Raw genomic sequence first — 23,210 nt, 5'->3', positions numbered from 1 at the left:
TATAGAGATGGTGCAATAAGTATGCCATACCTATTTCTTGAGAAATAAAATACAAAATTAAGCCCAAAAAAAACGATCATAAACTAACATCTTGCAGCGGATAGTCGATGACGGTAATAATTCGACTACTGGTAACGCTACTTTTAATATCCGCACTTTGACCGAAATAAGCCCGTAAACGTTCCGCTTGAATATAAAAGTTCATGTGCTGACGTAAATCATGGTTAATAATCATGGTTTTTTTCGGCAGCGCGACACCAATCGTAATCACAACCCGATGCTGCTGCCAAGTGACTCTAATATTGATATAAATGGTTTCAGTGGTCATCTCCACCACATTCAGCAGCATTTTTTCTAGCACGCTCTGTAAGGTCAAGGCGGTAATCACCATGTCATACATGACATCCTCGTCAGGCAATTGCCAACTCACTTCAAGCTTATCCGCTAAGCGGCTAGACTCAATCGCTAGATAGTGCTCACAAAGAGCAATTTCTTCTTCAAAACTAATCTCTCGTGCCCCATTGAAACTGGCACGGAATAAGGCAGAAACGTGCTGTAATAAAGCAGAAGCTCTTGCTGGATTGGACTCTATCAGTGACACAAGGGTATTAATGGTATTAAAGAAAAAATGCGGGGCAATTCGCGCTTTGATCACATCATTTTGTGCACTCAATTTCTGCTCAAACGATTGTTTGAGCGCATTCGTCTCACGATAACGACGTAAAAAATACAGTAAGAACACCAAGGTAAAGCCACCACTAATCAATACATTAAATAATATATTTAGAATAAAAGTCTGACGATCATATTCAAACCAACCAATATTAATCATCACCAGCATGACTAAAATCATGGATATGGTAGATGCCACCATGAGTAAGGCAAGCACATACATGCTGGCTTTAGGTATACTCATGCCCTTAAAAATGGGGCGCAAATAATCAATGAGGTATAAGGAAGGAATAATACTCAAGGTGTTTTGCAGGACTCTGCTAAACAGCTGAATCAAAAAATCTGACCACGTGGCAATATCATAGCGATTTATTACCGTGACAAATAGTGACCAAAAAAAGATATAAATGAACCACTGCCAAGGCTTCATGACTTCCATGAGCTTAGGAATAAAAAACTCTAAGCGCTCCGCTAGTAAGGCAACCTCATCCTTTGCTATACTTGAGCTCTTATTCTGCTGACTTGTCTTGTACCGATATGAACGCCAATTCTTCAAAACCTAGTAGTCCCGAATCAAATGTAAACCCATCTGTCTCTGATTCTAGCACAGATGCTCCGATAACAAATAACGCTGCACAAAACAACCCTGTAAGCAGTCCTTCAAACAGCCAAGGTCAGCAGATGTGGGGCGGACGCTTCAGTGAAGCGACGGACAGCTTTGTCGCTGCCTTCACCGCCTCTGTTGGCTTTGATCAACGCTTTGCGCGTCACGATATTCAAGGCTCAATCGCCCACGCGACCATGCTGAAAGAATGTGACATTTTGACCGCTGACGAAGTAGCCACCATTATTGATGGTCTGCATCAGGTACTGCGCGAGATTGAGGCTGGCGAGTTTAACTGGTCAATCGCGCTAGAAGACGTGCACATGAATGTTGAGTCGCGCTTGACTGACATCATCGGCGCTGTTGGTAAAAAACTGCATACGGGTCGTAGCCGTAACGATCAGGTTGCCACCGATATTCGTCTTTGGCTACGCGAAGAGACTGATAATATCATTGCCTTATTAGTACGCTTGCAAAGTGGTTTACTTGATTTGGCTGAGCAGCATACTGACACTATTATGCCCGGCTTTACGCATTTACAAACGGCGCAGCCAGTGAGCTTTGGTCATCACGTCATGGCGTGGTTTGAGATGTTATATCGCGATACCGAACGTCTGGTCGATGCGCGCCGCCGTATTAATCAGATGCCACTTGGTAGTGCTGCCCTTGCTGGCACGACATTCCCAATCGATCGTACCATTACTGCTGAGTTGTTAGGTTTCGAAGGTATTTGCCAAAACTCGCTTGATGCCGTATCAGACCGTGACTTTGCGATTGAATTTACCTCAGCCGCTTCTATCTTGATGATGCATATGTCACGGATGAGCGAAGAGATTATCCTATGGATGTCAGCGCAGTTTAACTTTGTACAAATCCCTGATCGCTTTTGTACTGGCTCATCTATCATGCCGCAAAAGAAAAATCCTGATGTGCCAGAGTTGGTCCGCGGTAAAGCAGCACGTGTTTTTGGCCAATTGATGACACTCCTTAGCCTGATGAAAAGCCAGCCACTGGCTTATAACAAAGACAACCAAGAAGACAAAGAGCCGTTGTTTGATTGCGTCGATACGCTTACCGGCTGTTTATTGGCTTTTGCTGATATGCTACCGAATATCACTCCAAATAAAGAAAACATGCGCGCCGCTACGATGAAAGGCTATGCGACTGCGACTGACCTTGCAGATTATTTGGTACGCCAAGGCGTGGCGTTCCGTGATGCTCATGAAGTGGTGGGTAATGCCGTTGCTTTGGGTATCAAAGAAGGTGTTGATTTGAGCGATTTGTCATTGGCACAGCTACAGCAATTTAGCGATGCAATCGGTGATGATGTCTTTGAATATTTAACGCTAGAAGGCTCATTAGCAGCCCGTGACCACTTAGGTGGTACAGCGCCAAATCAAGTTAAGCAAGCAGTTGCTCGCGGTCGCAGCCGTTTAGAGGTATTTGCGTAAAGGCGCATTGTTGACCAGACAGCTTTTACCATAAAAAACACCCGCCCCTGCTGCGGGTGTTTTTGATACCATGATGGGGTAAAGTAAATTCAGCTAATAATATTTAAGTCACTTATGCTGAATAAGTGCTAACTAATACCATTCACAGAAATTAGAGTAGCAAGGAAAACGAGTGAAAGTACTACGCCTTGTAGGCTAAGCGAGTTTGACACAGCCAATCTTACTTTTTGGGTTTGGTATAACTATTCTCATGAGTGATTCAATAATATATTCTTATAATAACCAAACCCTAATAAGGAGCGCCTCATGACTGAGACTTTTAATCCACAAGCCAATACGGTATTTTGCCGTAAGTATCAGCAAGAATTGCCAAAGATGCCGCACCCGCCTTTCCCTAATAAAAAAGGTCAGGAGCTACAAGAAACGGTATCTGACAAAGCGTGGAAAGAATGGCTTGAACAGCAAACGATGCTGATTAATGAAAACCATCTAAGTATGTTAGATCCTGCTGCCAAAAAATTCCTCACCGAACAACGTGATAAATTTTTAGATAATGAAGATTATGAGCGTGCACAAGGTTGGACGCCAGAGAGCTAATTGTTTTTATTATTGCCACAATATAAAAAATGCGCTATTTAATATAGCGCGTTTTTTTGGATGTAAAATTAACGATGAACTGTTTTTTTTAGCCCTCATCACCGTTTGAGTCTACAACATCCGTGGCTGACTTGATGGCAGGTTTAGTGGCAGACAGGGTACTGACTTGGCGCGCCGCCATACGGTCATTGGCTTCTTGCACCGCTTTTTCTACCAGCGCATAGTCGGAATGACGCACATCTTGCCCACTAATATAGTTAATCACCAGTTCTGCAATATTTTGTGCATGATCGCCTACCCGCTCAAGCGCGCGCAATACCCACATAATATTAATGACTTTTGAGACGTGCCGTGAATCTTCCATAATATAGGTCATCAAAGCACGGATGGCTGACTGATACTCATCATTGACCATGCTATCGTTACGCATGACCTCAAACGCTTGCTCAGCATTCGATTGGCTAAATGCCTCTAGCGCATTGTGCAGCATCAAACGAACCTGATTGCTAAGATGTTGAACTTCTGCATAGCCATATGACAGTTTACCTTGTGCCGCAATTTTTTTGGCCATCTGAGCGATTTTCACGGCTTCATCACCGATGCGTTCTAAATCAACCACGCCTTTACTGATGGACATGACCAAGCGTAAATCACTGGCGGCGGGCTGACGTTTTGCGACCAATAGCAAGATATGCTCATCCAACTCGACTTCCATTCGATTGATATCAAAGTCCATATCAATCACCTCTTGCGCCAGTGTCTCATTTTTATCGATAAGCGCATGGATCGCTTTCGCCACTTGGTTGGCCGCGCTATCACCCATGTATAAAAACAAACGGATAGCTTCATCAAGGTCTTGGTCAAAACTTTTGGAGATATGCTTATCGCTTTGCATAAGAGGTATTCCCTAAAATCCATATTTTGGTAGCGCGGTGTGGCTGTTGAGTCGAACAGATTGGCTCATGATATCTTATTGAACGTATCGAGCACGTCGTCCTTGCTCAGACCGCGATGTTAGCCATAACGACCCGTAATATAGTCTTCTGTGGCGGTTTGGGCAGGCTTGGTAAATATCTGGTCGGTCTCGCCCATCTCAATCATATCGCCTAAGTACATATAAACGGTATAGTCAGACACGCGCGCGGCCTGTTGCATGTTATGCGTAACGATGGCAATGGTGTAATCCTGCTTTAAGTCTTCAATCAAATCTTCGATAGCACCTGTCGAAATAGGATCTAACGCTGATGTCGGCTCATCAAGCAATAACACTTCAGGCTTGGTCGCGACGCTACGTGCGATACACAAGCGTTGCTGCTGACCACCGGATAACGAAAGCCCTGACGCTTTCAATTTGTCTTTCACTTCTGGCCATAGTGCGGATTTTTTCAGCGCCCATTCCACCCGATTATCCAGCTCAGCTTTGCTTAATTTTTCATAAAGACGTACCCCAAAGGCGACATTGTCATAAATGGACATCGGGAATGGGGTAGGTTTCTGAAAGACCATACCGACTTGGGCGCGTAGCAAATTGACATCGACGTCTTTGCCCAAGATATTGTTGCCATCAAGATTAATATTGCCTTCTGCCCGCATCCCTGGATATAAATCATACATACGGTTGAAGGTACGCAACAGCGTCGATTTTCCGCAACCTGAAGGACCAATGAAAGCAGTGACTTTTTTATCAGGAATATCGATATTGATATTTTTTAGCGCCTGAAAGTCACCATAATAAAAATTCAGATCCCGAATTTGCATTTTTGCAGCAGGCATGTTTTTGGGAATATCATGAAGCGTTTGTTTGGTTAGGCTGGCAATATCTGGCTGCTCCATTTGTGCTGCCGTCGACATCGGTCTGTTTAATAAACTGTCTGTTGTTGGATTAAATTTATCTGCCGCATTGAATTTATCGACAGGCTTTTTTGTACGGATTTTGCTCATGACGTCATTCATAATGTGTTCCAATCCAGCTCAATGAATATAAATGGAAGTAAATGCTCGAGGTAATCTAGGACAAGCCTTAATTTACCATCAGCCTTTATTTAGCCTGACCTCTACTACCGATGAATCTCGCCAAAATATTTAATACCAAGACAGAGGTCGTGATCAGCAACGCTGCCGCCCACGCTAAGGTATGCCAGTTATCATAAGGACTCATCGCAAACTGGTAGATGGTATTGGGTAAGTTAGCAATAGGCTGGCTCATATCGGTACTGAAATATTGGTTGTTAAGCGCCGTAAATAGCAACGGTGCTGTTTCACCAGTGATTCGAGCAAATGCCAGTAACACCCCAGTGGTCAGTCCTGCTCTAGCCGCCTTAATCGTTACTTGAGTCACCATTTTCCACTTGGGTGTGCCAAGTGCGTAGGCCGCTTCACGAATGCTATTAGGAACCAGATTGAGCATATTCTCAGTGGTACGCACGACCACAGGAATAACGATTAATGCCAATGCTAACGCGCCTGCCCAACCAGAGAAACTTTGACCTTTTACCATCAATGCATAAATAAAGAGACCGATGACAATCGAGGGTGCGGATAGCAAAATATCATTTAAGAAACGCGTTACCTTGCCAAGCATACTGCCTTGAGCGAACTCAGATAAATAAATACCCGTCATGAGGCCAATAGGTGCACCGATAAACAAACCTGAAAACGCGAGCATTATTGAACCGACAATGGCGTTACGCAGCCCGCCCGCACTCATCGGTGGCGGTGTGTCAGCAGTAAAAATAGGCAGCTGCACAATACCTTGAAAGCCTTCAACAAAGAGCGTCAACAAAATCCAAAACAACCAAAACAGTCCAAAAACCATCGCCGACATGGCAAAGCCTAGACCTAACTTGTTGGTCAAACGGCGCTTGTTATAAAGGCTTTGATTGTAGCGGCTAGCGCTGTTTGGCTGAGTCGGTAGTGGTGCATTGATCGCATTGTTAGCAGCCATACTATTTATTTCCCATATCTTTTATCAATATCTATCAATGTTTATTGATGTCCAATCAATCCGTAAAAGACCTATCAAGATTGTCAAACGACTACCGATTGCCTGCCTTGTGATCCATGCGCATGAGCATGAGTTTTGCTAGAGATAGTACAATGAAGGTGATGACAAATAAGATTAAGCCTAAATGTAATAAAGAAGCCAAATGTAGCTCACTCGACGCTTCGGCAAACTCGTTGGCTAAAGCTGAGGTAATAGTGACACCAGAGGTAAACAGACTCGGACTGATGTTAAAGGCATTACCAATCAAGAAAGTCACTGCCATCGTCTCACCCAATGCCCGACCCAGTCCTAAGATCACGCCACCAACCACGCCAGCTTTGGTATACGGCAAAATGATCTTGAACATGACTTCCCACGTCGTTGCGCCCATACCATATGCCGACTCTTTGAGTAGGTCTGGCACGACCGAAAAAACATCGCGCATGGTGGCGGCGATAAATGGAATAATCATGATGGCCAGTACCAACGAGGCGGTAAACATACCCAATCCCATTGGTGCGCCCGTAAATAGCTTGCCAATGATAGGCAATGGACCGACGTGCTCAATAAACCAAGGCTGAATATGATCGCCAAAGAACGGCGCAAAGACAAACAATCCCCACATACCGTAAATGATAGAAGGAATACCCGCTAATAACTCAATGGCAATACCAAGTGGTTTTTTGAGGAAGGTTGGGCACATCTCGGTCAAAAATATGGCAATGCCAAAACTGATTGGTACTGCAATGAGAATAGCTATAAATGACGTTACTAGCGTGCCATAAATAGGGGCAAGAGCCCCGTACTCATTGGCGACCGTATCCCAATTATTACTGGTATAAAATCCAAGACCAAATGTTTGAATGCTCGGCCACGCTCCGATGATTAAGGAGACTAAAATGCCGCCCAACGATAAGAGTACTAATATGGCAAAAGCCTTAGTAGCATTCACAAACAATAAGTCATAGCGCTTTTGTTTAGCCAGTTGGGACCTTAAATCATTCATAAGTGTCTCAGCATTAAATAGAATCAAGTCAAAATAGTAGAAGCATTCATTCGGTTTTATCACAACAAACTTGTCATCAAACTTGCTGTGATAAAACCTCTCAAATAACTACCGGAGAATAGTTATTCGAGAGGATAACTCGAAAGGGACTAGTAAGGCACTGACAAGGTATTAAAGAATATTTAGCAGAAACAGGTTACTGAGCAGGCTTATACACAGGCTGTCCATCACTGCCTTTTACCTCGTTCCATTTTTCCTTGAATAAGGCAACCGCTGCATCAGAGAATGGTACGTAATCGAGTGCCATAGCATCGTCATCACCTTGGGTATAAGCCCAATCAAAGAAGTTCAACACGCCAGCCACTTGCTGAGGATTCTCTGGTTGCTTATGTACTAGGATAAAGGTCGCAGCAGCGATCGGCCATGCTTGCTCAGTCTCAGAGTTGGTGATGACTTTATAAAAGCCTGCTTGCTGTGACCAGTCGATATCACCTGCCGCAGCAAATGTCTCAGCAGATGGCTGAACGACGTTGCCAGCAGCGTTTTTCAATGCAGTATGTGACATGTTGTTTTGCTTGGCATAAGCATACTCAACGTAGCCGATAGAGTTTTTCATACGATTTACGTAGCTTGAAACCCCTTCGTTACCTTTACCACCTGCACCAGTCGCAGACGTTGGCCATTTGACTGTTTTATCAACACCAACTGTGTCTTTCCAGTCTGGCGAGACTTTAGCAAGATAATCCGTAAAGTTAAACGTTGTGCCAGAACCATCTGAGCGGAATACTGTCGTAATAGCTGCATCAGGCAAAGTCAAATCTGGGTTCATGGCTTTGATGGCTGGGTCATTCCAGTTGCTAATCTTACCCAAATAGATGTCTGCCAACGTTGCACCGTCTAATTTCAACGCGCCCGGCTCAATACCATCGATGTTGACGATTGGCACGACGCCACCGATAACCGTCGGAAACTGAATCAAGCCTGCTGCGTCTAGCTCTTCAGGCGTCATCGGCGCGTCAGACGCCCCAAAATCGACTGTTTTTGATTCGATTTGTTTGATACCACCAGAAGAGCCAATCGATTGGTAATTGACTTGGCCACCGGTAGCAGCGTTGTAGTCGTAAGACCATTTAGCATAAATAGGCTGCGGGAACGATGCCCCTGCACCCGTGATATTCATAGCGATATTCTCAGCAGATTTAAAACCTGCTGCAGAAGCAGATGTTGTCTGAGTAGTTGCTTCAGTGGTGGTGACAGCGCTACTGCTATCCGCAGCTGGCTCTGTCGTTTCAGTCGATTTATTACATGCCGTAAGCACTAATGTACAACTAACGGCCACTGCTAATAACGAATAACGCATGTAGGACTCCTAAAGTTTAACAACGATACAAAAAAGCATTGTTTATGACATGCGTGCTATCTTGCCAAATCTTTATGACAGTTTAATGACAACCTCCAGAATCTTTCATTCGCTTTACATAATATTTAGATAAGCTATCTACAGCTCAGTAATATCAAGTGATTTCAATCACTGGTACTCTAGAGTCGTTCTCATAAAAACATCGAACCTCAAACTCAACGCCTGATATTTTCATCTAAATATCATTAGCCCTCATTGCAGAACTTTGTTAGTATTGATGTGATTTACAACACTGACAGACTCGGGGTGCGGTGTATTATCGGCTCACTTTATAAGCTTTCCTTATTAAAGTAGTCGCCTTTATACATTCGCTGAGAGATCACCCGCCGAACCTGATGCGGTTAGTACCGACGCAGGGAAGTCTTAAGCACTTTGTTATTTATGGCAAAGGACGTGCAGAAATGCCTTTTTTATCCTCATTACTATCTTAATGTGCGTGATGTGCTATTAAGTAGTGAAGACTGATATAAAGCTGCGTCCAACGTTTGATGAGCATCATCCGTGACTATATTATTTGGTCGTAGGCTGATGCTCATGAGCTGAATTTGTCTGGATCACAGATGCTCCCCCCGCAGCTACTGGCGGTGTTGCTTTTATTCAAAAACCAACACGCTAGGACAGCATATGACAACTTTATTAGCCACTTCTCCTTCTCAAAAACCTTCTAAGACAGATGCGTTAAAGACCCCTGCTCACCGCAGTGCCAGTGATGCGCGCTTCGAGGAAGATGCGCGTGATTTGCATCGCATCTTACCTGCTTCGCGCAAAGTCTATATCGAAGGCTCTAGATCCGATATTCAAGTACCCATGCGTGAAATCACCCTTGATCCTACCCCTGTGCAAGGCGTCCCTGAAAGCGAATGGGAGCAAAATCCACCGTTTTATGTCTATGACACCTCTGGCGTGTATACCGACCCCAACGTCGAGATTGATTTGACCAAAGGCTTGCCGAAACTGCGTGAAGGTTGGATAAATGAGCGCGGTGATACCGAGCAATTAAGCGGACTGTCTAGCTTTTATGGAATGGCACGCGCCCGCGATATCAGCACTGCCAATCTACGATTTGCTCATATCGATAAACCTCGCCGCGCCAAAGATGTCGATGGCAAAGCTGGCAACGTCACGCAGATGTACTATGCACGCCGCGGCATTATCACCCCTGAGATGGAATACATCGCCATTCGCGAAACGCAAAAACAGCATGAGCTGACCGATATGCGTCAACATGACGGTGAAAACTTTGGCGCTAATACGCCGACGGTTATCACTCCTGAGTTTGTGCGGAGTGAAGTGGCTGCAGGTCGCGCCATTATCCCAAATAACATCAATCACCCTGAATCTGAGCCGATGATTATCGGGCGTAATTTTTTGGTAAAAATTAATGCCAATATTGGTAACTCAGCGCTCGGCTCTTCTATCGATGAAGAGGTGTCTAAAATGACGTGGGCCACGCGTTGGGGTGCGGATAACATCATGGATTTGTCGACTGGCAATCATATTCACGAAACGCGCGAATGGCTGATTCGTAACTCGCCAGTGCCGATTGGTACTGTACCGATTTACCAAGCGCTAGAAAAAGTCGATGGCGTGGCTGAAGATTTAACGTGGGAGATATTCCGCGATACGCTGATTGAGCAAGCCGAACAAGGTGTCGATTACTTTACTATCCATGCGGGTGTTTTATTAGAGTACGTGCCGCTAACTGCTGGACGCTTAACGGGCATCGTCTCGCGTGGCGGATCTATCATGGCGCAGTGGTGCATGTTTCATAATAAAGAGAGCTTTTTATATACTCATTTTGAAGATATATGTGAAATCATGAAGCAGTACGATGTGGCGTTTAGTCTAGGCGATGGCTTACGTCCAGGCTGTTTGCAAGATGCCAATGACGAGGCGCAATTTGGTGAGCTGCGTACCCTTGGCGAGTTGACCCAAGTGGCGTGGAGGCATGACGTACAGGTCATGATTGAAGGTCCGGGGCACGTGGCGATGAACCGTATTAAAGAGAATATGGACTTGCAATTAGAAGTTTGTGCCGACGCACCTTTTTATACCTTAGGACCCTTAACCACCGATATCGCACCCGGTTATGACCATATCACCAGTGCAATTGGTGCGGCAATGATCGGCTGGTTTGGTACCGCGATGCTGTGCTATGTGACGCCAAAAGAGCATTTAGGTCTGCCTAATAAAAAAGATGTTAAAGACGGTATCATCACTTATAAAATCGCTGCTCATGCCGCCGACCTTGCCAAAGGACATCCGGGCGCACAAGCTCGTGATAATGCGTTATCTAAAGCCCGATTTGAATTCCGCTGGGACGACCAATTCAATCTGGCGCTCGACCCAGATACCGCCCGTGAGTTCCATGATGAAACCTTGCCTAAAGACGCGCATAAGACGGCGCACTTTTGCTCGATGTGTGGACCTAAGTTTTGCTCGATGAAAATCACTCAGAACGTGCGGGATTATGCGGCAGGACTGGATAAAGATGCCGCTAACCAAAAAGTTATTTCATAAATAGATGACTTAATGGATATGAATCATTTGATTGAGGTGATAAATATACTAGCGAAGGATGTCAGTTATATAGAGAGATGTAGGCAACCTATATAGCAGCGCATCAAAAAAGCTCAAACCTGATAATCAGGTTCGAGCTTTTTTTAAAATAACTCTTAACATCTTTAAAAACTAAATACTCAATTCAGTGGATATTTTTTCTCAATTTTTCGAATTTCATCAATACCTCCAGATTCTAGCTTGGAAACAATGTAAAACTCTTTGTCACTGCCAAAATTATCTAGGGCATTATTGAGTCCTTTTATGTACTCATAAAACTCTGCGTAAGAATAAACTTCTTCATTATAGCGAATATCAGGTTTATCTATATAGAGGTATGCAGAACCTTCGCACTGTGTTACTTCACCTTTGATATTTGTCTCAGCCTCATAGGAGCTTGATGTCAATATTTTATTGCTGTTGTAACTCATACATACTTTCTGTCCGCCTCTATTCATTGTTTCAAACTTATAACTATCCAGTTTTTGATTTAAGTTGGATTTCAGTTCTGAAAAATCTGTCTCATTTGCTGAAGCATCCAAATTACCCAAAACAACATCTACTTCTGTCAGAGAACTCAGCATAACTTTGTCGTTAGTGCCTCCCATCGCACTGAGTAAACCAATATGGTGAATACCTTTGCGAGATAGTTCATCAATAATTTGCTGTACTGAGCTCGTAGTGCCAAGGACGTCATCACTATAAGCCACGCCAATCCATGCCATTGTCTTCCCCCACGCTATTTCTTGAGTGAGATAGGGTTCAATAGTTACACCCAGAGCTTTCAAAGCCTTACTTTTATCCTCAGGTAAGTTGGCTGCCAGTACTGCCGTATCCTCTTTACAAAAAGTATTGTTGTTCAAATGATTGATAAAATTTGATAAATCCTGAGACTGCATTGATAGCTCTTGCTCACCAAGCGTTAACGCTCGAGAACACGTATAGCGAAGAAACTCAGCTTCACGTTTACCTTTATAGAGCTTGTAGCTATTACTACTGGTGTCTACAAGATTTCCAGATAGCATGTTGAAAATATCAGGTAGACTTGGGTTTTTATCTTGTAGCAAATCTTCAAAAGAGGCCATGGTAGCAAGATTGCCTTTGTTGACAGTCACATAGCTATCGCTTTCAGGGTAAAAAATCCTAGTAGTTTCAATACTGTCAGCGTTATATAGGTTTCCAAGGTGAGTCCCAGAAATTGGCAAAACCTTATACATTTTCCCAGTTTCGTTATTTAACCTAGCAGGTGCGCGAATGTACTGATCGACGTCCTCGCCTTCTTCAGCCGCCATTTCGTTAGAAAAGGTGACATCTGGCACCTGTGGTTCAATCTTATCTGGTTTAGTAGTTGGTATGACTGGCGTCTCTGGCGTACCACCACTATTTTTATTACCGCCATCACTACCACCACCGCAGCCATAAAGTGCCAACATAGAAGCCAAAGCCAAACTTAGATAGCGTTTATTCATCAATACATATCCATTTAGGTTAACGGTAGATCAATATAGAAGTGAACTTAATTTCGCTAATAATAAATTGAAAACGATACTAAATCAATACAAATAAACAAAAAAATCCCAACAGATCTTTTATCTGTTGGGATTTTGGTGAGTACAAATTATAGCTTTTAAACTCTATTTGTTGAAATACAGTTGTTAAACTTTCGACGCCTCATAAATCTCTTCGATAGATGTGTTGATAGTATTAGCAAACTCATCATCACTTTGCTGTTTGCTCAATCCTTCGGTAAAGGCACGTGAGAAGCTGGCTATCATACCGGGGTTTTGCTTAAGCTTGGCACAAGCATCGCCACGGCTGTAGCCGCCCGATAACGCCACAACTTTTAATACTTTTGGATGATCAATCAGCTCTTGGTAAAAACCCGCTTCTTCTGGTAAAGTCAGTTTTAGCATGACTTGCTGGTCGTCAGTCAAACGATCCAGATTGTGCAAAATGCTGGTCTTTAGTATGACTTCACATTCATGTTTTTTGCTACTGTCGATATCGACTTCAGGCTCTACGATTGGCATCAGGCCTTTTGAGAGTATCTGTCTTGCCACATCGAATTGCTGTTGCACGACCAGCTCAATGCCATCGAAATTCGGCTCATAAATTACTGAGCGCATTTTGGTACCAAATACTGGATAGTTTTTGGCTTTATCGAGTAACAAATCTAAATTTGGCATCGGACGCATCACTTGGACGCCATTCATTTGCTCAGCCAAACCCTTATCCACTTTTAAAAATGGGACGATATTTTTATCTTCCCATAGATAATTGGCCGTCGGTTTGCCATTGACCTCACGTTCCATCGTGTCTTCGAACAAAATCGCCCCAAGCACACGCTCATTATCAAAAGCCTCACAAGTCATGATACGCGCGCGCATCTCATGCACTTGGTCGAACATGGCTTCATCGTTGTCATAATCATCGCCTATGACACCATAATTCTCTAACGCTTTTGGTGTACTGCCACCACTTTGATCAAGTGCCGCAATGAACCCTGAACCATTTTTAATACGTTGTAGCTGTTTTTTATATTGGTTTTGATATTCCATTGAGAGTGCGTCCTATTGTTATTGGTTGAGGTCAAGTGTCACAAAGTAAATCGCTTTTTATTGGCTTATATCAGCCTTACTGTTTGTAGACAACCTTATCATAGGACGCTCTTTGTGCCTATATCTGATAAGTTAACGCGTTGATAAAATAATTATCACCTATCCTATAAGCAAACTCACTAGGCTGAACGTTTATGCTAAAAACAGCACTGCCACACAGCAAATGGCTAATAATAAACCCAATACATTAATACGGTTAAGCGACTCCTTAAACACACCAACCCCTATCAAGGTTGCCACTGCAATGACACCGACATTCATACCGGTAAAGACGATGCTAGGCGACTCGGATAATAATTGATGCGCACGTACATAAGCATAAATATTGCCCATATTGAGCGCACCTAATAACAATCCCCCTGCCAGCGCATCCCCCTGCCAGCGCACCCGCGTAATCAGCAAATACATAAACAGCAATAATCCTGCTAAACCAAAACTGACAAATAATGTCAGAGGAAAAGCAGTGCCCTGCTTGGCAACTTGCTTGAACAAGATATCAATAATGCCATAGCCTGCCCATACGCCAAACAGCCATAGCGGTGTATGCTTCGCTTGTCTGCTAATCTGACCCTGCTGTGGACGATAAATCAACGCTCCGAGTGCTAGAAAGCCTAATAACAGCCCAAATATTCGCGTGCTGGTCAGTACTTCACCAAACAATAAAAAAGCCGCGACGATAGGAATAATCAACGATAGCCGCTGAGCCGCATCGGTTGCTACCATTCCCACAGATTCAATCGCCCTTCCAAGGACAATAAACACGGCGGGAAGTAGGATACCAAGAGCAATAATAATCGCCCAAGCACCGCCAAGTGCATTCATGCCACTGACGTCTGGCTTCAATAAAAACCACGTCAGCAGAAAAGCGACCGGATAGCCTGCGACGATGGTCTGGCGTATGTCTATATTTTTCTGTCGTAACACTTTTAGCAATACTGAAACGGCGACACTACAAAGCACCGCTATCGTCAAATATATCATGAGCTATTACCTTGTTAAACTGCCACTTTACGGGGGTATTATTCGGTCATCATTCATATACTGAAGACAAAGCGCGAACTGCCAATCAGGATAAAGCCATAGAATGTAACAAAGTATTTCTTACACAGCAATCTATTTATTGGCTTTTATTCGACTGCTGACAAGTAGCTCTTTAGCGGTCAATTTACAATTAGCATGCAGGTCTGATTGGGAAGTTTGCTAAAATAGTACTCAATCCTAATAACAAAAGTAAAGATTCAAAATAACGAGTAATGTCGTTGATTTTGGCGTACTGCTATTGATGTTTTATGACTGCCTATGAATGCTCTATTTCGATTTTTTGAAACTCGCCTCCCTGCCTTTCCTGAAACCCCTATGCCGCTACCTTCACCCCGTGATGGCATGCTAAAGTTCTTGTGGGCGTGTACCAACGGTTTACGTGGCTGGCTATTGATATTTATGATTTTGTCTGCGGGCATTGGCATCTATGAAGCGATGCTATTTGCTTGGATTGGGAATATCGTTGACTGGCTAGGCGTCTATACACCGCAGAATCTGTGGTTAGAAAAAGGCGATATGCTACTGCTCATGCTAGCTGTCATGATCGTGAGTCCGCTATGGATTGCATTGTCATCATTCATCCATTTTCAGACCTTGCAAGGCGTCTTTCCCATGCAAATGCGCTGGCGCTTTCACCAGCGGATGCTTGGGCAATCGATGCAGTTTTATCAAGATGAATTTTCTGGACGTGTCTCAGCCAAAGTAATGCAAACTGCATTGGCCGTACGCGATACGGTCATGACCGTCACCGACATGTTTATGTATGTCACCGTTTATTTTATTACGTCAGGTGTCATTTTATTTAATCTGGACAGCCTATTATTAATCCCGTTTATCGTTTGGCTAGTCTTGGTTGCGCTGACCATTTGGTACTTTATCCCTAAGCTCAAACAAACTGCCATTGTGCAAGCCGATGCCCGTGCCTTGATGACCGGCCGCATTACCGATGCTTACGCCAATATCATGACCGTCAAGCTATTTAGCCATTCACGCCGTGAGCTGAGTTATGCCAAAAATGCCATGGGGCAATTTTTAGGTACCGTCCATGCACAGATGCGCTGGGTCAGTTATTTAGAAGTATCAACCCATCTAATCAGTGTGATTTTGGTTAGTGGCACTGCAGCTATTGGCTTATATTTATGGCAACAAGGCGCGGTCGGTGTCGGTGCGATTGCTGCCGCGACAGCCATGGCACTACGTTTAAACGGTTTGACTCGTTGGATCATGTGGCAAACTGCCAGTCTATTTGAAAGTATCGGAACCGTACAAGATGGCATGCGTACCTTATCAGCGCCGCAAAAAATCATTGATAAGCCCAACGCACCCGCTTTGAAAGTCACCGAAGGTCGTATCGTTTTTGATCATGTTGATTTCAGTTATGAGAATGATAGCGACGCTGTTGAAGGCGATAGCTTAGATACAGTGAAAACATCAGCAACGCCTACTACGAAGACTAAACTGCTCGATAACTTTTATTTAGATATTAAACCTGGCGAAAAAATAGGCTTGGTTGGGCGCTCAGGTGCCGGTAAATCCACCTTGGTTAATTTATTGTTACGCTTCTTTGATGTTGATAGCGGTAAAATTCTTATCGATGGACAAGCAATTGATGAAGTCACCCAAGAGTCTTTGCGCCAACAGATAGGTATGGTGACGCAAGATACGTCTTTGCTACATCGGACAGTACGTGAAAATATCGCTTACGGTCGTCCTGATGCAACCGACGAAGAAATTATTACCGCTGCCAAACAAGCGCAAGCATGGGACTTTATCAAAGACTTATATGATGATAAAGGCAATACAGGGCTTGATACCCAAGTCGGTGAGCGCGGCGTCAAGCTCTCTGGCGGTCAACGTCAGCGTATCGCCATCTCACGTGTTATGCTAAAAAATGCGCCCATCTTACTATTGGACGAAGCGACCAGCGCCCTTGACTCTGAGATTGAATTTGCCATTACCGAAAGCCTCAATGACATCATGACAGGTAAAACGGTCATTGCGATTGCCCATCGTCTCTCTACCATTGCCGCACTTGATCGATTGGTGGTCATGGATAAAGGTCAAATTATCGAACAAGGCAGCCATGATGAGTTGTTAAATCTACACGGTGTTTATGCTCGCTTGTGGCACCGACAAAGTGGCGGATTTTTAGGTGAAGACAGCTAAGTACAATCATTAATTTTCATTGGAAATCAGACACAAGGAGGTGTGTACATTATGAAAGCATTTGCAAAAAATATTAATATTAGTGGAAAACAAGCGCGCTACTATAACCTTAGCCAGCTTACGCCATCGATACAGTCATGTACTGCCTCTCGCGTGCCAGCACACTTTTATGGTGGCAATAGTTTTACCGTTGGTACTTATAGTCCCTTATTAAATGCGCTGGCAACTGACTTCAAAATCAGCTCGCTTGCGCTTCGTGGCTATTGGTATGACAAGCCGCAGCGGCGGCGTCTTACGCGCGAGCAGGATGCTGAGATACTTATTGAGTTTTTAGAAAAAACGCAAGACAAACCCATCGTTGGTATTGGTCATTCGCAAGGAGCCACTGCCACTGCCATCGCTGCAGCCCAGCGCCCAGATCTGTTTTCACAGCTATATTTAATAGAGCCTGTGACCTTTACCAAACCACAAGCCAGACTCTATAATCTATTGCCGCGTAAGCTTCTGCTTAGTCGCGAACCATTTAAAAGCACTCTCACCAAACAATCTACTTGGGCAAGCATCAATGATTATTATGAGAACTTACGCGCTCAACGTGCTTATAGGCGCATGAGTGATGCGCATTTGCGGGTATTTGCAGAGCAAAGTTTATCCAAAGATACCAGTGGCAGTTACACGCTGATATTTGCGCCTGAGCAAGAGCTCGCCAACTATTTCGGTGCGCCGCATATCGATACCGCCCTCAAGCAATTGAGCTGTCCTTATACCCTTATCACTGGCAAGCCGACGTTGTTTATCAACCATAAAGTGCGACAACAATGGCAAAAATTCGTCCCTGATGACAGCATCATATCTTTATTAGATTACGGTCATCTACTGCCGATGGAAGCACCTGAATTATGTGCTCAAGTTATCAATGAGCATTATCATAGTCATAAATAAGCTGAGCCGTCTAAGTGATGACTGACCTTTTTGCGCCTACACCGACTGATAACCTATTGCCTTACGATGGTCAGGTCAATGACTTAGGGGTAGTTATTAATGATGCTAACGCTCTGTATGAGAATTTACTAAATGAGCTACCTTGGCAGTCTGACATCGTGACGTTGTTTGGTAAAACACATGTTACCACTCGCCAAATCGTCTGGATGGGTGACCACGATGTCAGTTATCATTACTCTGGACAGACGCGTCGAGCCATTCCATGGACAAAGCAGATGTTGCACGTAAAACGACATATTGAACAGCAGTTATCAAGCAGTGGTATCAACGTTGATTTTAATTCTTGCTTACTTAACCACTATCCCTCTGGTGCTGATGGCATGGGCTATCATGCCGACGATGAAAAAGAGCTGGGCGCGCAGCCGATTATCGCTTCTTTATCGCTCGGTGCTAGGCGAAAATTTGTTTTTAAGCATAAAACTATTAGACAAGAGAATAAGCCCGTCAAAGTTGAGCTATATCTTGAGTCCGGTCAGCTTATCGTTATGCATGGCGATACGCAGGATTTTTGGAAGCACACCATTACAAAAACCAAAACTGTCGCATCAGGGCGCATCAGCCTCACCTTTCGAAAAGTGCTATCGCGTTAAATTAATGCAACTTAATATAAGCTAGAGCGCGTCCTCGTTTTGAAAATGGTGATAAAAATGAGCTAAACGGTAGCCAAACAAGGAAAATAGCACCGTTAATATCGGAATATTAACAGTGCTATTTGATGCAGTCTAGAAAGATTTAACCATTTTTAGCCCACTTAGTCGCATGCCTTCAGATTGAAGACATGTCCTAGCTCACTTTTAAAACGATCTTGCCAAAAGCAGCACCTTTTTGTAGCTCATGATGAGCCGCGACCACTTCAGACAAAGGATATGTTTGCTGAATACGTAGTGTTAGCTTACCATCTGCAACGAGCTGTAAAACTCGCGCCATATCTTCACCACTACGCTGCGCCTTATAACCTGCTACCTTTAACTGTTTCTGGCTACCCGCCTCTTTGAGTTTATCCACCCAAATCGTTGGTAACACATTGACGCGACCACCAGATTTGAGCACGCTAAGCGCTCGCACGCCTGCTTCATTACCGACCAAATCCAGTAGCACATCTGCCTGTAATTCAGGGAATTCACCATCTTTGGTATAATCAATCCAACCTGTAAGCTGATTGGTATCTATTATTTCATCAAGCTTGGCATATTTTTCTGGTGAGCAAATGACGGTCACCTTGATATTGTTTTTAGCCACTTTATCCATGAGCAGCTGAATCAACAAGTGACCCACGCCGCCTGCTGGCGCGTTTATCACCACATGCTCACCATCTTGAATATCTGCAAACTCTACAAACTGTATCGCCGTCTGTCCGATACAAGGCAGCGCACCTGCTTGCTGTAACGTGACAGAATCCGGTACTTTTGCCAGCATGTCAGCATCGACTGCTACATACTCTGCATAACAGCCACCATGAAAAGTCAGGGCAGCGACCTGTGTACCGATAGTAAATTGCTCACTACGACTATCGACCACAGTGCCTGACATATCAAAGCCCAAAATTGCAGGCTCATTTTTATCAAACTTTTCTTTTTGAATGGCATCAGCGCCCCAGCCTTTGCCTTGACGTGTTTTGTAATCGACAGGATTGATACCCGCATAAGCAACTTTGACCAATACCTGATTATCTGTCAACACAGGAATGGCCACATCCTCTTGATAGCTCATCACTTCAGGTTCGCCAAACTCAAGCATGAGTACGGCATGTTGGGTCGTTGGTAGCGGATTATGAGAAAGAGTAGACATCGTTATATATCCTTATAGGTATCTATTACTTTATATTTGCATTCAATTTTATTTTTAGTGAATAACTTAAGCTTATCTAATAATCATTTATAAGTGTGCCAATTCCGCACTGAGTGGCAGATGATCAGACAGTGTCGACCATGGTTTGCCCGTATGCACCCAAGCATTTTTCACTCTTAGATTACGCACATAAATACGATCTAAGCTCAGCACAGGAAGCTTGGCTGGGAAAGTTGGCAGCAGTTTGCCATGACAATGCTTGAAAGCTTCGGTCATACCCAAGCTAGTAGCTAGCTTATCACAAGACATTTTTTTCCAATCATTAAAATCTCCTGCCAAAATCAGTGGTTGATCAGGTGCAATCTCATTACGAACATAGTTGGCAATGGCTTCATATTGCTTGATGCGATCACGCTCAAACAAATTTAGGTGTGCACACAGTACAACCACTGGTACATCCCATCCAACTGGTTGTACTTCGCAGTGCAAGACGCCACGCTGCTCAAGCTTATTAACGGTGATATTGACGTTATGCTTAGGATCCAATGGAAAACGGCTCAATACCGCATTGCCATGATGACCATTTTCATACTCTGAGTTTTTACCATAGCTATTTTGCAGCTGTAAATACTCACCAAACCATTCATGTTGCGATTGGTCAGGATATTCGTTGTACTGCATATTGCGCTTAAGATTCTGACCTTGCACTTCTTGGAGACATAGTACATCAGAGCCAATGATATCAAGGGCTTGGGCGATACCTTGTATTTTAACTTGGCGATTCATCGGCGACATGCCTTTATGAATGTTATAGCTGGTTAGCACAAAAGAGGTTGTGGTAGTCATAGAATTAGTCATCATACTTAAAATAAATGGAACATTGGCTATCTCGCCACACTGATTGCAAGTGACGCCTAAATACTGATTTTTGAGGAGCTGATAGCGCTGATTGCTGTAGTAATTTTTCATCAACCTTATAGTCGCCACCATAATAACCAGTAGCATCAACTGGCTGGTCTGTCTTGGCGTTACAAATTGCAGAGTTACCACGGACAGCAAATTTTTGCTGCCCTTCGTACATGATTACTTTCATCTCATCATAACTTACGTCACCACGGCAACCGAGATAATAAGGCACACTCACTTCGACAACACCGTTATTATTAATATCAGTCACTACGGCGGTGTTTTTAGCGAATTCTGCGATTACATCTAACCCATCGCAGGGTACATAGTCATATATTTGCCATACACGTAAAGCCTCTTGTTCATCTATAACATATAAATGCGTGAAGACCTCTCCTGCTGGCTCGTCAGGGCTATTGGTTGAATTGAAACGCTGTAATTGAACCAAATACTGTTCTCCTACTGTGCCAATCCAAGAACGAATAGCAACAATATCTTTGGTCTTTAGCCTCATTTTATTTTTTTTAGAGTCTATTTGATAATAGTTTTGAATAGAAGGCGGCAATTGACCCCATGATAGATGGCTCACAGATATATTATTCATATCTGTCTCTGCCATACTGAGACTGGAGCTAAAGGCTATCATTACTGTGACGCTAAATAGCATAAGAGTATTTGGTATGTTATTTCGCATCATTTAACAACCTAAGGCAATCAAGTATAAGTTTTAGATAAAGGATTAATATATCATCAATGTAAAAAGAGCATTGATTCTTATCGAACCAATGCTCCCATATTATACCTATCTTCTATCAATGGCGAATTCGCAAAGGATTGTCATCACTAGGCACTATCTAGCTAGCAATTAATAGCCACTATCTATCAACTAATAGCGTGTCACCAAAGCAATTGGCTGATCTTCGCCCATAATATCTTGTGGCATAAATACTGCTTCGCCACCATTATGAATGACATGCTCAATGATTTCGCCAATGGCATCATCAGTAACGCCTTCTGAAGCCGCATCATCTGCAAGACTCAAAGTCTGTGCCTTTTCATCAATTTTGGCCGATTGTATATAACCACGACGGACATAAAGTGTCTCGCCTGCACCTTGGAAGGCACTGCGGTAGACTTCTTGTAGATCTGTTTGTAACATATTGGCACCGCGTGCTTTATCAATCTCACCCATGGCAGCTTGATGCAGTGATGTACGATAGCCTTCCACCGCCTCTTGCACACTATTGATAATATGCTGAGCACTACCATCTTCTAGATTGGTCGCATTTGACACTGTGGCAATGATATTGTCTGGACGATCACAAACTTCTTTATAGTAGCCGATATTTTTAGCATCGCCAACTACGACCAAAGGCATTTTGTGCTCACCCCACAACTCTTGTACGCTTTTATCCACCTGATTAAAAAACTCTTTTAGATAGCTGCTTTCATTATTAGATGAGCGATCTGAGCCACCGTCGCCTGTCGTATACAAACCATTGTTTTCAATAGGAAATGGAATATTATCCATGTTTTTTTGCAGGTCGTCGTCCTTATCGAACTCTCTCACTACGCGATCATTAGACGCTTCAATCAAGCGGGCATTATCACGAGTGAGCACCAAGGTGTAATAATGGACCGCGCTTGCCATATCACGCACCAAATCTCGAGTCGCAAAACGATGTGAAATCACCACACGCTCCGTGGTGTCAATCGGCATACGGATAACTTGCACATCCTCAGTACTAGCAAAAATAGCCAAGGTATCAAGATTTAAGTTGTGATTTAGCTCTTTGGTTTTATCATGGATCTTATCGAGTATGGTAGTCGCTGTGCGCTTATCGTATTCGTTGGTTAAGCGTTCTTCAGCCACTTTTAATTGGTTCTTCAGGGCAATGGGATCTTGATCATTAGCAGGATGCTCGCGATGAGTCTTAACAAAGATACTAACCGCAGGATTGGCTTTGGTTTCACGTAAACTTTTGAGAGTCGCTTTCATTTATTGCTCCTTGTTTTATTATCATTTACTTTTAACATTGTGATTTTTAATATGAATCAACTGATTCATAGTTTTTGCTATCAATAGCGCTTAATCTTTTTATTCCATTGCCTTGATGCTAGCAGTCAAACCTCACTCGCTGTAGGGTTAATTTGCAAGCAAATGATAGCGCTTTGTAAGTAGAACACTCTGTATTGTTCTAAAAGACTGACTGATCCCTTTTAAACCCCTTAAATATCCACTATCTTCTCGATTCACTTTCTTTATAGTCAATGATTAGGTTGTATTTTCGTCAAACGAACCCATCTTTTATATAGCTTATCGATAAGACAGCAAAAAAGAAAAATAACACAACGCTAATGATGTTCTAGATGTCACGGCAAGCCAATCTCTTATAT

19 protein-coding genes and 1 riboswitch are annotated in these 23,210 nt (G+C 43.4%); of the genes, 6 read left to right on the top strand and 13 right to left on the bottom strand.

The features are described 5' to 3' along the window. Window positions 1-76: 76 nt before the first annotated feature. Window positions 77-1,228 carry a histidine kinase gene (locus I3252_RS04595; RefSeq protein ID WP_201552348.1) on the bottom strand — a complete coding sequence of 384 codons (1,152 nt, stop codon included), beginning with the start codon at window positions 1,226-1,228 and terminating at the stop codon, window positions 77-79. Between the two features lie 125 nt (window positions 1,229-1,353). Between I3252_RS04595 and argH the strand changes: the two genes are divergently transcribed. Beyond that, entirely contained in the window at window positions 1,354-2,727 is a 1,374-nt protein-coding gene (gene argH / locus I3252_RS04590; protein WP_198330504.1) for an argininosuccinate lyase, read from the top strand. A 306-nt stretch (window positions 2,728-3,033) separates the two neighbouring features. Beyond that, window positions 3,034-3,324, top strand: a complete 291-nt coding sequence (locus I3252_RS04585) for an oxidative damage protection protein (protein ID WP_045443086.1) — start codon at window positions 3,034-3,036, stop codon at window positions 3,322-3,324. Window positions 3,325-3,412: 88 nt separating this feature from the next. Here the strand turns inward: I3252_RS04585 and phoU are convergent, their stop codons facing one another. The 5 genes from phoU to pstS all read right to left on the bottom strand — a co-directional run bounded on the left by phoU (window position 3,413) and on the right by pstS (window position 8,673). Then, window positions 3,413-4,219, bottom strand: a complete 807-nt coding sequence (phoU, locus tag I3252_RS04580; RefSeq protein ID WP_227694012.1) for a phosphate signaling complex protein PhoU — start codon at window positions 4,217-4,219, stop codon at window positions 3,413-3,415. 119 nt (window positions 4,220-4,338) lie between these two features. Then, window positions 4,339-5,097, bottom strand: a complete 759-nt coding sequence (pstB, locus tag I3252_RS04575) for a phosphate ABC transporter ATP-binding protein PstB (RefSeq protein ID WP_226950285.1) — start codon at window positions 5,095-5,097, stop codon at window positions 4,339-4,341. Between the two features lie 265 nt (window positions 5,098-5,362). After that, entirely contained in the window at window positions 5,363-6,268 is a 906-nt protein-coding gene (gene pstA / locus I3252_RS04570) for a phosphate ABC transporter permease PstA (RefSeq protein ID WP_201552346.1), read from the bottom strand. Between the two features lie 91 nt (window positions 6,269-6,359). Beyond that, window positions 6,360-7,313: a phosphate ABC transporter permease subunit PstC gene (gene pstC / locus I3252_RS04565; protein ID WP_201552344.1), complete on the bottom strand. Its 954-nt coding sequence runs from the start codon at window positions 7,311-7,313 to the stop codon at window positions 6,360-6,362. Window positions 7,314-7,509: 196 nt separating this feature from the next. Beyond that, window positions 7,510-8,673: a phosphate ABC transporter substrate-binding protein PstS gene (pstS, locus tag I3252_RS04560; protein WP_201552342.1), complete on the bottom strand. Its 1,164-nt coding sequence runs from the start codon at window positions 8,671-8,673 to the stop codon at window positions 7,510-7,512. Between the two features lie 292 nt (window positions 8,674-8,965). Beyond that, a riboswitch (TPP riboswitch) is annotated at window positions 8,966-9,109 on the top strand. 248 nt (window positions 9,110-9,357) lie between these two features. Here pstS and thiC point away from each other — a divergent pair. Then, a complete protein-coding gene (gene thiC, locus I3252_RS04555; RefSeq protein WP_227694010.1) occupies window positions 9,358-11,253 on the top strand; it encodes a phosphomethylpyrimidine synthase ThiC in 1,896 nt (631 codons plus the stop codon). 179 nt (window positions 11,254-11,432) lie between these two features. Here thiC and I3252_RS04550 read toward each other — a convergent pair whose 3' ends face one another. The 3 genes from I3252_RS04550 to I3252_RS04540 form a co-directional block, all read right to left on the bottom strand. Beyond that, complete coding sequence (locus I3252_RS04550; protein WP_201552340.1) at window positions 11,433-12,761, bottom strand: hypothetical protein; 1,329 nt, start codon at window positions 12,759-12,761, stop codon at window positions 11,433-11,435. Between the two features lie 186 nt (window positions 12,762-12,947). Continuing rightward, window positions 12,948-13,850, bottom strand: a complete 903-nt coding sequence (locus I3252_RS04545) for a fructose bisphosphate aldolase (RefSeq protein ID WP_201552338.1) — start codon at window positions 13,848-13,850, stop codon at window positions 12,948-12,950. 192 nt (window positions 13,851-14,042) lie between these two features. Then, complete coding sequence (locus I3252_RS04540) at window positions 14,043-14,891, bottom strand: EamA/RhaT family transporter (protein ID WP_238034357.1); 849 nt, start codon at window positions 14,889-14,891, stop codon at window positions 14,043-14,045. A 318-nt stretch (window positions 14,892-15,209) separates the two neighbouring features. Here I3252_RS04540 and I3252_RS04535 point away from each other — a divergent pair, with 318 nt between their 5' ends. From I3252_RS04535 to I3252_RS04525, 3 genes are read left to right on the top strand one after another with little or no spacing between them, the layout of a single operon-like run. Continuing rightward, window positions 15,210-17,117 (top strand): ABC transporter ATP-binding protein, encoded by a 1,908-nt coding sequence (locus tag I3252_RS04535; RefSeq protein WP_201552334.1) that lies wholly within the window; start codon window positions 15,210-15,212, stop codon window positions 17,115-17,117. A 51-nt stretch (window positions 17,118-17,168) separates the two neighbouring features. Continuing rightward, complete coding sequence (locus I3252_RS04530; RefSeq protein ID WP_201552332.1) at window positions 17,169-18,059, top strand: alpha/beta hydrolase; 891 nt, start codon at window positions 17,169-17,171, stop codon at window positions 18,057-18,059. A gap of 17 nt (window positions 18,060-18,076) precedes the next feature. Further along, window positions 18,077-18,709 carry an alpha-ketoglutarate-dependent dioxygenase AlkB gene (locus tag I3252_RS04525; protein WP_201552330.1) on the top strand — a complete coding sequence of 211 codons (633 nt, stop codon included), beginning with the start codon at window positions 18,077-18,079 and terminating at the stop codon, window positions 18,707-18,709. 193 nt (window positions 18,710-18,902) lie between these two features. On the opposite strand, the gene I3252_RS04520 is transcribed toward I3252_RS04525, so the two are convergent. The 4 genes from I3252_RS04520 to I3252_RS04505 form a co-directional block, all read right to left on the bottom strand. Further along, complete coding sequence (locus tag I3252_RS04520) at window positions 18,903-19,907, bottom strand: NADP-dependent oxidoreductase (RefSeq protein ID WP_201552328.1); 1,005 nt, start codon at window positions 19,905-19,907, stop codon at window positions 18,903-18,905. An 87-nt stretch (window positions 19,908-19,994) separates the two neighbouring features. Next, the gene (locus I3252_RS04515) at window positions 19,995-20,753 is read right to left on the bottom strand and encodes an endonuclease/exonuclease/phosphatase family protein (protein WP_045443058.1); all 759 of its coding nucleotides are present in this window, start codon (window positions 20,751-20,753) and stop codon (window positions 19,995-19,997) included. A 4-nt stretch (window positions 20,754-20,757) separates the two neighbouring features. After that, on the bottom strand, window positions 20,758-21,417 hold the full coding sequence (locus I3252_RS04510) for a hypothetical protein (RefSeq protein ID WP_201552326.1): 660 nt from the start codon (window positions 21,415-21,417) through the stop codon (window positions 20,758-20,760). Between the two features lie 282 nt (window positions 21,418-21,699). Continuing rightward, on the bottom strand, window positions 21,700-22,812 hold the full coding sequence (locus tag I3252_RS04505) for a hypothetical protein (protein WP_045454884.1): 1,113 nt from the start codon (window positions 22,810-22,812) through the stop codon (window positions 21,700-21,702). Between the last annotated feature and the right edge of the window lie 398 nt (window positions 22,813-23,210).

Origin of the sequence: Psychrobacter sp. Ps4, assembly GCF_022129285.1 — a bacterium.
Taxonomy (GTDB): domain Bacteria; phylum Pseudomonadota; class Gammaproteobacteria; order Pseudomonadales; family Moraxellaceae; genus Psychrobacter; species Psychrobacter immobilis_A.
Note: the sequence above shows the minus strand (reverse complement) of the source record. Positions and strands in the feature narration are given on the sequence as shown.